This is a genomic window from Bacillus sp. ES1-5, assembly GCF_022487605.1.
GTDB lineage: Bacteria > Bacillota > Bacilli > Bacillales > Bacillaceae_G > Bacillus_A > Bacillus_A wiedmannii.
Map to the genome: position 1 here is coordinate 244,611 of NZ_JAKVPU010000003.1, position 13,402 is coordinate 258,012.

Here is a 13,402-nt window from a genome sequence, read left to right on the forward strand (position 1 = left end):
AATACAACTTCTACATTAAATAACGTAAATATATGTAAGCATGTGATAACAATAGCGCAATAATTGTTAACGGTAAACCAATTTTTAAGAAGTCCATATAAGAGAAAGCATGTCCTTCACGTTTTGCAATACCAGCAACGACTACGTTTGCGGATGCTCCGATTAATGTTCCGTTTCCTCCTAAGCAAGCCCCAAGTGATAACGCCCACCATAGTACTTCGATTTGCGGAGAGTCGACAGATAGTCCGAGTCCTGTAGCTAAGTCTTGAATAAGCGGGATCATCGTTGCGACAAATGGGATATTGTCAATCGTCGCAGATGCGATGCCTGATACCCATAAAATAAGTATCGCAGCGAAACCGATATCACCGTTCGTTACGTCGAGCACTTCTTTTGCGAGTGAAGAAATAAGCCCGATATCAATTAACCCGCCAACGAGAACGAATAATCCAGCGAAGAAGAAAATGGTTACCCATTCAACGTGGGCAAATACATCTTCAATATCATGTTCTTTTACTCCAATTAGCATAAGAAGTGTAGCGCCTGTCATCGCGACAACCGCAGCGTCTACATGAATAACAGAATGAAGTATAAAGCCTAAAATAGTTAGTCCCAAAATCGTGATCGATTTTAAAAGGAGGCTTTGATCTTTAATATAATCTTTTTCGTTTAATACCATAAGTTTTTCGATTTGCTCAGGTGTTGTTTTTAGTTTGTTGCGATACATAAAGTAAATAATGCCAAGTGTAACGATAGAGATAATGATTACGATTGGAGCTAAGTTCAGTAAAAAGGCATTAAAATCTAAATGTTTATTTGCTGATCCAATCATAATGTTCGGTGGGTCACCAATTAATGTTGCTGTTCCGCCTATATTTGAAAATAGTACTTCTGAAATCAAATAAGGAACAGGGTTTACTTTTAAAATACGTGTAATGGATAGTGTAACAGGTACGATTAATAAGACGGTTGTTACGTTGTCCAAAAATGCAGAACCAACTGCGGTTAATAAGGATAGTAATAATAAAATGCGGATTGGTTTTCCACCAGCTGCTTTCGCTGCTTTAATGGCCACAAATTCAAATACGCCCGATTGACTCGTAATATGTACGAGAATCATCATCCCAATTAAAAGGGTAATCGTTTCCCACTGAATATGTGATGTGAAAGCGGTATGTAAATCTACAACTCCAAAAATAATCATAATAGCAGCGCCGAATAGTGCGATTACAGCACGATTCAATTTCTCAGAAATAATAAATCCGTACGTGATTAAAAATACGGCAATTGCAAAATAATATTGCCAATTTGCTACTTCATGTGCTGATTGTTCCAATCATGTCACCTTCTTTAAAGTATGTATTCAATTGTCGAAATGTATCTCGCTGCATAAATACGGGATAAAATATATTGTAGCAAATTCAAAAAAGAAAGAAAACTATTTAACAAAGTGAAGGAAGAAATATGATTTTTACATATCATATAAAAAATATAAAAAACATAGTGCAAATTATTAGGAAAAGTGAGCGTTGTCCTCTAATATAGAGATAGCAATTTACATTATTTTTGCGTAAAATGGTTTAAAGAGGTGAATTCCGATGGAAATAGTAAAAGATAGTTCTCTTATTCAAAATGAAATTGAACGCTTTGTAAATAAAGATGTATATATTCATTTAGAAACAACGAACGGAGCGTATGCGTCACACTTTAACGAAAAGATGATGACAGTTGGGGCATTCATTCGAAATGCAATTATTCGCTTTGAACGCGGGAAGATTACTGGAACGAATCCATACCGAGTTGGTTTAAAAATGGATCACGGCTGGGTATATGCAGAAGGTATTACGCACTGGGAAGTAGACGATAAAGAGCGTTTATTACTAGCAGGACATGATAATCAAGGCCGCTTAGCAGTTGCACTTGAGTTAAGCTTAACACCATTTAAGTAAGAAGGAGGGAAACTTATGGAGAGACATGTACTTGTTGTATTTCCGCATCCAGATGACGAAGCATTTGCGGCGGGAGGAACAATTCGCTTATTAACAGATCAAGGAGTACCTGTAACGTATGCATGTGGTACTTTAGGACAAATGGGACGTAACATGGGGAAAAATGTATTCGCTAACCGTGAAACGATTCCAAATATCCGTGAAAAAGAATTAAAAGATGCATGTGAAGCGATGGGAATTCAAGATTTAAGAATGCTTGGTTTCCATGATAAAACGTTAGAATTTGAAGATGTTGATTTCGTTGCAGATAAAATTGAAGCAATCATTCAAGAAGTAAATCCATCTCGAATTATTACATTTTATCCAGAGCACGGCGTACATCCAGATCATGATGCATTTGGCCGCGCTGTCGTTCGCGCTGTATCACGTATATCAAAAGAAGAACGTCCAGTCATTCATGCAGTTGCGATTACGAGAAATCGCGAAGCTGTATTAGGTGAGCCGGATGTTGTAAATAATATTAGTGAAGTATTCGAGCATAAATTAGCTGCACTAGGAGCGCATCGTTCCCAAACAGAAGCGATGCTAGAAGAAACACATGCAAAAATCAAAAATAAAGATGCAGCAACGTTAAAATGGCTGCAACTTGAACAATTTTGGATTTATAAATGGGAGTAGGCTAGAAGGAAACTTCTAGTAGCTCTTACATAGAAAAAGCACCGTCATTTGTGACGGTGCTTTTTTAGTGAATAGTTTTTATTCTCCGCTAATTGCGAGCAACCTTTACTTTACCTCGTACTCCATTCTTTTGCGAATTCATCATGATATGCTTCGCTCCAATGGTATGGTTGTAACTCTTTTAACGGTTTAAAAATGATATCTTGTTTAGAATTTGTAATGGCGCATAGTACTTCGGGTCCCCAATAAAATAAACGTTCTTGGCATACACCACAAGGAGATAACACTTTTAATTCAGAATGCTCATTTTCCCTTGCAAGACAAATAGAATGTGTAACTTTCTTATGAAATTTATGCGCTTCTAAAATTGCACCTGTTTCCATACAAAGTTCTGTTGAAGCGTTTATTACGTCAGGGGCCACACTTGTATAAATGGATCCATCTTCTACACGGATTGCTGCAGCTCCGCCCCAATTATGTGGATATCTTTGGTCAATTAAACTTTTCACTTCATCATATAATTGTTGTTCAATGCTCAATTGTATGTCCTCATTTCTGCTTAATTTTCGATTCAATGACTGTTATTTTTTTAGTAATACCGTTAAAAAAGAATAGACACTCAATTTCAAACTATAAATGCAAGAATTACTTTTCATCTGCATACTTTTCCTCTAAGGCAATTAATAGAGGAATTGATATAGTTACAAGAATGATTAAAGTGGTTATAAAAGGTTTAGAAAGAGAAAAAGAACCTTCGATTAAAGGTGATAAAAACTTGAATGAAAGTATACTTGTTATTAAGGAAACTACGAAAAAGCTAAAAAGAGACACATTTTTATTTTTGATAGATGTTTCTATAAAATCTTTAAGACAGCTTATGACGACAAATATAGTTAATATAATAAGAGAAATAAAATAATGTGTTACATGTGTCATACTAATAGTAGGATCGTCTATTATGTAAGCAAGTAACTTAGATACTAACATACCTCCAAATAATAAAATAATAAAAGCAAGTAATCCTTCCGATGTATAAGTGCTGAAATTATCTTTCTTGTTAAAGAGTTTATAATTCAGAGTAGATTGGCTTATTTGAATTAGGAATAGGGTAATAATCCACACATAATATACAATTGGTAATTCTCCTGAGAAAAGAGCAATCAGGAAATTTATTACTGTCTTTAAAATTTCAATCATTACGAAAGGCCTCCTGTTTGTAAGCTTTGTGAAATTAGAAATATGCTAGTCTATCGTTTAATAATTAGAACTATCAATTCAAACTATTCCTAATTATTCCATAAAAAGGTGGTGGCATCAAGTTATCTTTTTAACAAATACTCTAAGGCCCAACACTAGAAAAAGAAACGCAATATGTAATATAATTGAAAAAGTATATTTAAAAAATCAATGTTAATATTACCCTCCTATAAGTATTAACATACGTAATTGAGGTGTTTTCTTTGTTGTTTTATGATCGAATTTCTATAATGGCCCCTCCTGTTCCGTAGCTTAGGAAAGTCTTTTTATTTCTGAGATTTTCAAAGTTATAGGAGGGTATGAAAAATGAAAAAAGTCTCAGTACCATCACTTTTGTTAATGATCATTCTTGTCGCATTTCCGCAAATTAGTGAAACGATTTACACACCGTCTTTACCTGACATTTCACAGGCGCTACATGTAAGTAATAATGAGGTACAGTTAACTCTTAGTGTGTATTTCGCTGGATTTGCTTTAGGTGTATTTTTTATTGGATGGTTATCAGATATAATTGGTCGTCGCCGTGCGATGTTACTTGGAATTGTCGTATATGGCGTTGGGAGTTTCTTATGCTTTATTTCAAGTTCCATTGAAGTTTTATTGTTAAGTCGTTTTATTCAAGCGTTTGGAGCAAGTGCTGGCTCTGTTGTTACACAAACGATTCTACGTGAAAGTGTAGAAGGGCATAAACGCCATGTTATGTTTGCTCAAATTTCGGCAGTCATTGCTTTTACACCAGCGATAGGACCATTAATTGGTGGCGTTCTTGATCAAATGTTTGGATTTAAAACAGTATTTTTAAGTTTAGTAGTTATGAGTATCGGGATTTTTCTGTATACGTTTGTTTCTCTTCCGGAAACAAAAACGGACTCAGTAACGAATAAAATAAATGTGCTTTCAGTCTTGAAGAGGTTAATTACAAATCCGAAAGTAGTAACATATGGGTTATTAATTGGAGGAGCGAATGGTGTTTTATTTAGCTATTATGCAGAAGCGCCGTTTATCTTTATTGAATACTTTCAGTTATCGCCTAGTATGTATGGATTTTTAGGCATTGTTGTTGCTTCTGCTTCTATTATTGGAGCAAAAGTTTCGAAACGATTGCTTGCCACGTATAAACCAGAGAAGATTATATATATCGGTTGTCTCGTAATGACGGGGGGAGCTATCCTTTTATCAGTTATTACGTTTGTTGGATTAAATCCGAATATAATATATATGATTGTATTTTTAGTAGCGATGTTTATATTGCTATTAGGAATTGGGATAGCGTTGCCTAACTGTTTAAGTTTAGCGTTAGTAGATTTTCAAGATGTTATTGGTACAGCAGGAGCATTGTTTAGCTTAGGCTACTATGTAATCGTAACGATGACAATTTGGGGGATGAGCCAGCTGCATACGGGCTCGTTACTCGTGATGCCACTTTATTTTCTGGTTATAGTAGTTATCATGATGGTGTTTACTAAAGTGTTTATTTTAGGTAAACAAACTTCAAAAATGATTTAAATATGAAATGGTAAAAGAGTCTCATTTTTTAATGAGACTCTTTTATGTTTTATGAAAATACTTAATGTATAAAAATAATATATATTTATTAGGAACACCTGTTAAAATTCGAATATTGAATAGACCATTACATACAACTAATATTTTATTTAGAAAATGCCCAGATGATATAAAGACAAAAATGAAAGATATTATTAAGGAAAAAGTAAAAGCTGAAGAGGAAAGTTCTCCGTTTTCTGGTGTATTGTTGATTGTTTTAAGTGTAGTTATATTTTTCTTAAAGTAGGAGATGGGATAGAAAATTTTTAGCTGTGGTAATGAAATAAATAAGAGATGTAGAGGTTAGTGACTTTGTAGTTCTATTAATATATTAAATTTCTGCGTGGTGCGTTAATTGCATGTGTAAGCAATTACAGTACAAACTATAATTAGTGAAGTATATACAGTATGAAACCGAGGAAGAAATACTCTCCTCGGTTATTTATATTGTAATAATATTCATGCCGGAATCATATTGAATAGATGTATTTTATTGTTAATTTAGTTAAAAATTAATCAGACTATGTATAATGATTTACCGAAAAAATAATTGAACTTTTCAGATAAATGAATTAATATAAGGTAAGTAATTTTAAGATTTATAGAATATTGGAAGATGAAAGGTTTTGAGAATTTTGTAAGAGGCCAAAAACGATTTTAGGATAGCTTTAAAGTTAGTCTAAAATGACGTTTGCTTCATCATTTTCAGGGCCGAAAGGAATTAGGGGAAAGCATCTTGTATTAAAATGCGGCTATGAATCATCTAAGAGGGGGAAGTGAAGTGGCAAACAAGGAATTGAAAAGGGGCTTAGAAGCACGTCATATTCAAATGATCGCTTTAGGCGGAACGATTGGTGTTGGTTTGTTTATGGGGTCGGCCAGCACGATTAAATGGACAGGTCCGTCAGTAATGCTTGCTTATGCAATTGCAGGTATTTTTATCTTCTTCATTATGCGTGCGATGGGTGAAATGTTGTATATGGAGCCGAGTACAGGTTCATTTGCGACGTTCGGTCATAAGTATATTCATCCGCTAGCTGGTTATATGACAGCGTGGAGTAACTGGTTCCAGTGGGTTATCGTTGGGATGTCAGAAATTATTGCGGTTGGAGCATATATGAAATATTGGTTCCCGGAATTACCAGCTTGGATACCAGGTGTAATCGCAATGGTTATTCTTGGCGCAGCTAACTTAATTTCTGTTAAGTCATTTGGTGAATTTGAATTTTGGTTTGCGATGATTAAAATCGTTACGATTCTATTAATGATTATTGCAGGATTTGGACTTATTTTCTTTGGAATTGGTAACGGCGGAGAAGCGATTGGAATATCTAATCTTTGGTCAAATGGCGGTTTCTTTACAGGTGGTTTTTCAGGATTCTTCTTTGCATTATCACTTGTAGTTGGTGCATACCAAGGTGTGGAATTAATCGGTATTACTGCTGGTGAAGCGAAAAATCCGAAGAAGACACTTACAAGAGCGATTCAAAGTACAATTTGGCGTATTTTAATATTCTATATCGGTGCTATTTTCGTTATTGTAACTGTGTATCCATGGGATCAATTAAGTACAATTGGTAGTCCGTTCGTAGCAACTTTTGCGAAGGTTGGTATTACGGCAGCAGCTGGACTTATTAACTTCGTTGTTATTACAGCGGCAATGTCTGGTTGTAATAGTGGTATTTATAGTGCGGGTCGTATGCTTTATACGTTAGGTGTAAATGGACAAGCACCGAAATATTTCACAAAACTTTCTGGAAATGGTGTACCTTTATTCGGTACAGTTGGCGTAATTATCGGTTTAGCGGTTGGTGTGGTATTAAGTTATATTGCACCGAAAAACTTATTCGTATATGTATATAGTGCGAGTGTACTTCCTGGTATGGTACCATGGTTCGTCATTTTAATTAGTCAAATTAATTTTAGAAAAGCAAAAGGGGCAGAGATGAAAGATCATCCGTTCAAAATGCCATTTGCTCCTGTTACAAACTATTTAACAATTGCCTTTTTAATTATGGTATTAATCGGAATGTGGTTTAACGATGATACGCGCATTTCACTAGTTGTAGGTATTGTTTTCTTAGCTATCGTAACAATTAGTTTCTATGCTTTCGGAATAGGGAAACGACCTCCGTTAGACGTTCAAAATGATCAAGAGATTTCAAGTAAATAAAGGTGAAAAAAGTCCGATTTCTTATTTAGAAATCGGACTTTTTGTTATTAAAATTTCTCTAAAACGATTTTTCCAATTGTACGCCCACTTTCAAGTAGTGCATGTACTTTTTTTACGTTTTCAGCATTAATTGGTGTGAATGTTTCATTTAAAGTAGTCTTTAAAATGCCTTCATCTAATAGTTCGCTTACTTTATTTAATAGTTCGTGCTGTGTAATCATATCGCCAGTTTCATACATCGCTTTTGTGAACATAAACTCCCAAACGAGTGTAGCACTTTTACTTTTTAAAATACCCATTTCAAGAGGGTGCTCATTTTCTACGATAGAGCAAATTTTTCCTTGTGGTTTAATGAGGTCACATATTGCTTGCCAATGTTGATCTGTATTGTTTAAGCAGAAAATATAATCTACATCTTTTATCCCGAATTCTAATATTTGATCTTGTAAAGGTTGGTGATGGTTAACGATATAATCGGCACCGAATTTTTCAACCCAGTGTATCGTTTCATTACGAGATGCAGTTGTGATTACATTCAGTCCAGCCCATTTCGCAAGTTGAATTGCAATTGAACCTACACCACCAGCTCCACCGATAATTAAAATGTTTTTAAATGTATTTGTATCTTTCTTATTATAATCAATTCCCAAACGTTCGAATAAACCTTCCCAAGCTGTAATAGCTGTTAACGGAAGTGCTGCAGATTCAGCATCACTTAACGTTTTTGGTTTCTTACCGACGATTCTTTCATCAACTAAATGATATTCACTATATGTACCTTGTCTCGTAATGCTCCCAGCGTAAAACACTTCGTCGCCTTCTTTAAATAACGTACAACCTTCGCCTGTTTGCACGACAACACCACTAGCATCCCAGCCAAGTATTTTCGCTACATCTTCTTTTTTATCTTTCGGAGAGCGAACTTTTGTATCAACTGGATTAACGGAAATAGCGTTAATTTTAACGAGTATATCTCTTCCTGTAGCAACAGGTCTTTCAACTTCAATATCAATTAAACTGTTTTCTTCTTCAATAGGTAAGTATTCATATAAACCAATTGCTTTCATTTCTATTCCCTCCATTAAAGTAAGAGTCATTCTCCTTTATTATAGTAGGTAAAGTGTCATTATGTAAAAAAGTTGAGTTCTTTCCATTTTGTAAAAGACTTGTTTCAGCTTTATTTTGAACTTTGCAACTGGAGAGGACCATCCACCGTTTTGATTTTATAAGCGTCGGATGAAAGGTATACTTATTTTTCCAGTGTACCTTGCATTGAACAATACTAACTGTTATATTATACTTGTAGTTACTTATTATAAAACAGTACTGAACAATAAACAGTAGTGGATTTCAATTAGAATAGGGTGAATGAATATTGAATGTACAATTTAAAAAAGGAGTTTTAGAACTTTGTGTTCTTGTCTTACTTGATAAGCAAGACCGTTATGGATATGAATTAGTTCGAAGTATATCCAATCAAATTGAAATATCAGAAGGATCTGTTTATCCTCTTCTTCGAAGGCTAACTAAGGAAGAATATTTTACAACGTATTTACAGGAGTCTTCAGAAGGGCCTTCAAGAAAGTACTATACACTGACGGATAAAGGTAGAACGTATTTGTATCAACTTTTGGAGGAATGGAATGAGTTTTCACAAGGTGTCAATCAATTAATTAAAGAAGGTGTACGTAATGACGAAAGATAAATTTTTACAACAATTAAATGTATCTCTAAAAAGGTTATCTGATAAAGAGCGTGAAGATATTTTAAAAGATTATGAAGAACATTTTACTTTCGGATTAGAGGAAGGGAAAAGCGAAGAAGAAATTGCAGCCTCATTAGGTTCTCCATCTCAAATCGCCAAAGAATTATTAGCAGATTATCATATTGAGAAAGTAACAACAAGTGCGACAACAGGAAATGTTTTCCGGGCAATTTGGGCAGTAATTGGATTAGGTTTTTTCAATTTGTTAATCGTGCTTGGACCTGCAATTACATTAGCGGCATTGATTTTTTCAGGATGGGTTCTAGGTATTTCATTTTTAGGCACACCATTACTTGTTTTAGTTGATACTATTATACATCCAAATACATTCTTGTTATTTAATCTTTTCGTTTCTTTAGCACTTTGTGGACTTGGATATTTCATTGTTATTGCTATGTTATTTTTAACGAAGCTAGCAAAGAATGGATTTGTTCGTTATTTAAAGTTCAATATAGCATTAGTAAAAGGTGGTTTGAAGCATGATAAATAAAAAGAGTCTTTCAATCATTGCAGGTATTATTTTTATTATTGGTATTATCGGAAGTTTATTCACATATCGTTCAATTGCTGCAGTACCAATTTCAGAAGAAAAGGTCATTAACAATAATAATGTGTCAAGCATCATTATCGATACGAATAACGTTCGTGTTAACATCAATCCTACGACAGATAGTAACGTGAAAGTGAAATTAGATGGCGGGATTAATCCTAACGTAAAAAGAACATTAGCAACGGATGAGAAAGATTCAACGCTTCTCATTTCTTACAAAGAAAAGCAACAGAGTTGGTTCAACTTTAATATTTCTGAAGTATTGGCACCATTAACATTAAATGTATATCTACCCGAAAAACAGTATGATTCATTAAAAGTTTCCAATAATAATGGCTACGTTGCTGCTAAAAAACTAAACGCAACACATTTTAATATCAATACAAGCAATGGACGTGTTGAATTAAGAGAAATCAATTCGCCAAAAATTATCGCAGAAACAAACAATGGAATTATGGATTTCAAAGATGTATTGGCACAAAATATTCATGTGAAATCGAACAACGGACGAATAATGCTAGACCATGTAGAAGGTGAAATAGAAGGGCAAACTAAAAATGGAAGTCTTACTCTAAAAACGAATGAACTGGATCGAAATCTCAATTTTACGACTCACAATGGAAAAATTAATATTGAAACCGAAAAAGAACCAACTAATGTTCAATTTAATGTTTCTGTCGACAACGGCAGCGCGAATATCCTGAATAAATATAACGGGAATACGGTTATTGGAAAGGGAGAAAATGTAATTAAATTAAACACACATAACGGAAATATTACAGTGAAAAACCAATAGCATATTACCTTTTATAATCTCAGCTCGCCGCACATAAAGAGTAATAATAAATAATAAAAGAACCGACTCCTTTTCTCGATATATAGGTAGTCGGTTCTTTTATATGTAACATTCGTTTAAGGGGGTATCCTTTTCATATTTTAAAATACAAACAGTTGTTTTCTTGCTCTCGATTTTTAGGAAAATAACGAATAGAAATTAATAATGTAAGGAGAATTTGTGAATGACTCAAAAATAATAGTTGAAACATTGAAAGAAGAGAAGGAGTTTATTTCTAACAGGAGGAATTTTTTACTGTGAACTTTATCCAAAATTAAATGTAAAGGTGGATACATAATGACAGTAAAGAAGCTTTATTTCGTCCCAGCAGGTCGTTGTATGTTAGATCGTTCTTCTGTTAATAGTACATTAACACCAGGAGAATTATTAGACTTACCAGTTTGGTGTTATCTTTTGGAGACTGAAGAAGGACCTATTTTAGTAGATACAGGTATGCCAGAAAGTGCAGTTAATAATGAAGGTCTTTTTAACGGTACATTTGTCGAAGGGCAGGTTTTACCGAAAATGACTGAAGAAGATAGAATCGTGAATATTTTAAAACGGGTTGGTTATGAGCTGGAAGACCTTCTTTATATTATTAGTTCTCACTTGCATTTTGATCATGCAGGAGGAAATGGCGCTTTTATAAATACACCAATCATTGTACAGCGTGCTGAATATGAGGCGGCGCAGCATAGCGAAGAATATTTGAAAGAATGTATATTGCCGAATTTAAATTATAAAATTATTGAAGGCGATTATGAAGTCGTACCAGGAGTTCAATTATTGCATACACCAGGCCATACTCCAGGGCATCAATCGCTATTAATTGAGACAGAAAAATCCGGACCTGTATTATTAACGATTGATGCAGCGTATACGAAAGAGAATTTTGAAAATGAAGTGCCATTTTCTGGATTTGATCCAGAAGTAGCGTTATCTTCAATTAAACGTTTAAAAGAAGTTGTGATAAAAGAGAAGCCAATTGTTTTCTTTGGGCATGATATAGAGCAGGAAAAGGGATGTAAAGTGTTCCCTGAATATATATAGTGCAAAAAGTCATGAGCTCACTTGCTCATGACTTTTTCGTTTAAATGATTTTTTTAAATAAGTTATAAACTTTTTTAGAACTATCTTTATTTAATTGATAGTACGTAAGGTTTACATCATCAGGAGTATCTTGCTGAGCGATCATTACTTCACTACTGTGATGATCAACTACCCAAATGAAATATTTTTTATAAGTTCCATCCTCAAAAGTAATCCACATATCACAGTCTATTAAATCTGATCCTTCTTCATCTAATGTTAATTTTCCTTTTTTTGCGGTATCCATACTGTTAATGAACGTTTTTAATTCATCTGTTTTTGTGAGAAAGATATCCTTTTTTGTTTTAATTGACTCGACATGTATATCTTTTATTTTCTGTTTTCCTAAAAAGATAGGGGGCTCATTTGGGTCTCTTTGAGTTGAAATGATAGTAGCTTTTTTCTTTGGTTTATTTGCTGTATAGAAATCTTGAATAGATTTCCCAGAGTTGAAAAACCATGCGATTCCAAAAATAATCAATGCACTACCTAGCAGTAAAATGATTTTTTTAATAGAATATTCTCCTCTCTATCACTTCGTATGAAGAGCTTTTCTATTAATATATGATAGGGAAGCGTAAAGTATTATAGTTGGACTTGGTTATTCTGCACAGTTTTAACAGGGCGATCTACGAGTAAATTGTAAGTGAGTCCGATTAGTACGAAAATGCCACCGACAACCTTTCCCATAGAGAGTTCGTGTGACAAGATGAAATCAATGATAGTCCCCGCAAATAATTGTCCGATAAAGATGAGTAACGTTAAATAAAATGCTGATATTTTAGGCGTAATATAGTTCGATAATGAGATGACGATAACGCCTACTAATCCGCCTAAGTAAACAGCGATAGGAATAGATTGCAACGTATGACTAGGAATGTACATTGAATCTGAACTGAAAATTAAAAATAACATAGAGAAAAATAATCCAGTAATATAATTAAAAAACGTACCTTCCCAATTTCCAATTTTCGCTGCTAAATTCGCGTTAATAATTCTAGCAACAACGATAGAAACACCAGCTAAAATAGCGATCGTAATATATAACATTTTCTTGCCCCCATTAATAAATTGTCATGATTATAATTCCGGAAGAGATAAAACATAATCCAATTAGTTTTTTCTTTTCAAACTTTGCAACTTTCATTCCTAATAAGCCGAAATGGTCAATAACGATGGAAGCGATAGATTGACCGAGTAAACTTAATGCGATCGTAATAGAGGCACCAAGGACGGAGAAACTTATATTATTAAAAAGAACAGTGAATACTCCAATCGCACCAGCGCTATATAAAAAAAGTGGAATGCTTTTATCAAAATGAATTTTATTTTTGTTTATGATTAAAATGAAGATAACTGCAATTAAACCGACAAGGTGAATGACAACGCTCGCTGTATACTTGCCAATTAACTCAGATAAAATTCCATTCAATGGAAGCATAACGGCGATGAGCACACCAATAAAGACAGAAAGAAAGTTATACAATGTAATATCCCCTTTGTATTTCATATTTGTAATGACTGTATCATGCTGAAATTGTGTATTACTATGACATATGTC

At 34.0% G+C, this 13,402-nt stretch carries 15 protein-coding genes and 1 pseudogene; 9 read left to right on the top strand and 7 right to left on the bottom strand.

Annotated elements, in window-relative coordinates:
- Nucleotides 1–10 precede the first annotated feature (10 nt).
- A complete protein-coding gene (locus MKO96_RS13475) occupies nucleotides 11–1,336 on the bottom strand; it encodes an ArsB/NhaD family transporter (protein WP_088029411.1) in 1,326 nt (441 codons plus the stop codon).
- 262 nt (nucleotides 1,337–1,598) lie between these two features.
- On the opposite strand from MKO96_RS13475, the gene MKO96_RS13480 reads away from it, so the two are divergent.
- Both MKO96_RS13480 and bshB2 read left to right on the top strand, forming a co-directional pair.
- Nucleotides 1,599–1,949: a YojF family protein gene (locus MKO96_RS13480; RefSeq protein WP_000407039.1), complete on the top strand. Its 351-nt coding sequence runs from the start codon at nucleotides 1,599–1,601 to the stop codon at nucleotides 1,947–1,949.
- A gap of 15 nt (nucleotides 1,950–1,964) precedes the next feature.
- Nucleotides 1,965–2,627, top strand: a complete 663-nt coding sequence (gene bshB2, locus MKO96_RS13485; protein ID WP_240587724.1) for a bacillithiol biosynthesis deacetylase BshB2 — start codon at nucleotides 1,965–1,967, stop codon at nucleotides 2,625–2,627.
- A 110-nt stretch (nucleotides 2,628–2,737) separates the two neighbouring features.
- On the opposite strand, the gene MKO96_RS13490 is transcribed toward bshB2, so the two are convergent.
- Nucleotides 2,738–3,166 carry a cytidine deaminase gene (locus MKO96_RS13490; protein WP_240587725.1) on the bottom strand — a complete coding sequence of 143 codons (429 nt, stop codon included), beginning with the start codon at nucleotides 3,164–3,166 and terminating at the stop codon, nucleotides 2,738–2,740.
- A 106-nt stretch (nucleotides 3,167–3,272) separates the two neighbouring features.
- On the bottom strand, nucleotides 3,273–3,824 hold the full coding sequence (locus MKO96_RS13495) for a DUF5823 family protein (protein WP_240587726.1): 552 nt from the start codon (nucleotides 3,822–3,824) through the stop codon (nucleotides 3,273–3,275).
- A gap of 366 nt (nucleotides 3,825–4,190) precedes the next feature.
- Between MKO96_RS13495 and MKO96_RS13500 the strand changes: the two genes are divergently transcribed.
- The 3 genes and pseudogenes from MKO96_RS13500 (at nucleotide 4,191) to MKO96_RS13510 (ending at nucleotide 7,602) form a co-directional block, all read left to right on the top strand.
- A complete protein-coding gene (locus MKO96_RS13500) occupies nucleotides 4,191–5,390 on the top strand; it encodes a multidrug effflux MFS transporter (RefSeq protein ID WP_240587727.1) in 1,200 nt (399 codons plus the stop codon).
- A gap of 67 nt (nucleotides 5,391–5,457) precedes the next feature.
- Nucleotides 5,458–5,676, top strand: a pseudogene (locus tag MKO96_RS13505) (hypothetical protein); the annotation flags it as partial.
- 534 nt (nucleotides 5,677–6,210) lie between these two features.
- Entirely contained in the window at nucleotides 6,211–7,602 is a 1,392-nt protein-coding gene (locus tag MKO96_RS13510; protein WP_001284400.1) for an amino acid permease, read from the top strand.
- A gap of 47 nt (nucleotides 7,603–7,649) precedes the next feature.
- Here MKO96_RS13510 and MKO96_RS13515 read toward each other — a convergent pair whose 3' ends face one another.
- A complete protein-coding gene (locus MKO96_RS13515) occupies nucleotides 7,650–8,669 on the bottom strand; it encodes a zinc-binding alcohol dehydrogenase family protein (RefSeq protein WP_240587728.1) in 1,020 nt (339 codons plus the stop codon).
- Nucleotides 8,670–8,977: 308 nt separating this feature from the next.
- Here MKO96_RS13515 and MKO96_RS13520 point away from each other — a divergent pair, with 308 nt between their 5' ends.
- From MKO96_RS13520 to aiiA, 4 genes are all read left to right on the top strand, one after another.
- Entirely contained in the window at nucleotides 8,978–9,307 is a 330-nt protein-coding gene (locus tag MKO96_RS13520) for a PadR family transcriptional regulator (RefSeq protein WP_073515771.1), read from the top strand.
- Nucleotides 9,294–9,857, top strand: a complete 564-nt coding sequence (locus MKO96_RS13525; RefSeq protein ID WP_087981378.1) for an HAAS signaling domain-containing protein — start codon at nucleotides 9,294–9,296, stop codon at nucleotides 9,855–9,857. The genes MKO96_RS13520 and MKO96_RS13525 overlap by 14 nt, the downstream gene beginning before the upstream one ends.
- Nucleotides 9,847–10,713 carry a DUF4097 family beta strand repeat-containing protein gene (locus MKO96_RS13530; protein ID WP_240587729.1) on the top strand — a complete coding sequence of 289 codons (867 nt, stop codon included), beginning with the start codon at nucleotides 9,847–9,849 and terminating at the stop codon, nucleotides 10,711–10,713. The genes MKO96_RS13525 and MKO96_RS13530 overlap by 11 nt, the downstream gene beginning before the upstream one ends.
- Before the next feature lie 336 nt (nucleotides 10,714–11,049).
- The gene (gene aiiA / locus MKO96_RS13535) at nucleotides 11,050–11,802 is read left to right on the top strand and encodes a quorum-quenching N-acyl homoserine lactonase AiiA (protein WP_240587730.1); all 753 of its coding nucleotides are present in this window, start codon (nucleotides 11,050–11,052) and stop codon (nucleotides 11,800–11,802) included.
- A gap of 40 nt (nucleotides 11,803–11,842) precedes the next feature.
- Here aiiA and MKO96_RS13540 read toward each other — a convergent pair whose 3' ends face one another.
- From MKO96_RS13540 to MKO96_RS13550, 3 genes are all read right to left on the bottom strand, one after another.
- Nucleotides 11,843–12,337, bottom strand: coding sequence for a hypothetical protein (locus tag MKO96_RS13540; RefSeq protein WP_240587915.1), 495 nt, complete (start codon nucleotides 12,335–12,337; stop codon nucleotides 11,843–11,845).
- Nucleotides 12,338–12,426: 89 nt separating this feature from the next.
- On the bottom strand, nucleotides 12,427–12,891 hold the full coding sequence (locus MKO96_RS13545) for a DMT family transporter (protein ID WP_046954674.1): 465 nt from the start codon (nucleotides 12,889–12,891) through the stop codon (nucleotides 12,427–12,429).
- A 13-nt stretch (nucleotides 12,892–12,904) separates the two neighbouring features.
- Nucleotides 12,905–13,351 (bottom strand): DMT family transporter, encoded by a 447-nt coding sequence (locus tag MKO96_RS13550; protein ID WP_140157144.1) that lies wholly within the window; start codon nucleotides 13,349–13,351, stop codon nucleotides 12,905–12,907.
- Nucleotides 13,352–13,402: the final 51 nt, after the last annotated feature.

Coding starts and splice junctions, on each gene's coding strand:
- MKO96_RS13530 (WP_240587729.1), top strand. CDS start 9,847: ATGATAAATAAAAAGAGTCTTTCAATCATTGCAGGTATTATTTTTATT.
- MKO96_RS13515 (WP_240587728.1), bottom strand. CDS start 8,669: ATGAAAGCAATTGGTTTATATGAATACTTACCTATTGAAGAAGAAAAC.
- MKO96_RS13525 (WP_087981378.1), top strand. CDS start 9,294: ATGACGAAAGATAAATTTTTACAACAATTAAATGTATCTCTAAAAAGG.
- bshB2 (WP_240587724.1), top strand. CDS start 1,965: ATGGAGAGACATGTACTTGTTGTATTTCCGCATCCAGATGACGAAGCA.
- MKO96_RS13495 (WP_240587726.1), bottom strand. CDS start 3,824: ATGATTGAAATTTTAAAGACAGTAATAAATTTCCTGATTGCTCTTTTC.
- MKO96_RS13550 (WP_140157144.1), bottom strand. CDS start 13,351: ATGAAATACAAAGGGGATATTACATTGTATAACTTTCTTTCTGTCTTT.
- aiiA (WP_240587730.1), top strand. CDS start 11,050: ATGACAGTAAAGAAGCTTTATTTCGTCCCAGCAGGTCGTTGTATGTTA.
- MKO96_RS13480 (WP_000407039.1), top strand. CDS start 1,599: ATGGAAATAGTAAAAGATAGTTCTCTTATTCAAAATGAAATTGAACGC.
- MKO96_RS13500 (WP_240587727.1), top strand. CDS start 4,191: ATGAAAAAAGTCTCAGTACCATCACTTTTGTTAATGATCATTCTTGTC.
- MKO96_RS13545 (WP_046954674.1), bottom strand. CDS start 12,891: ATGTTATATATTACGATCGCTATTTTAGCTGGTGTTTCTATCGTTGTT.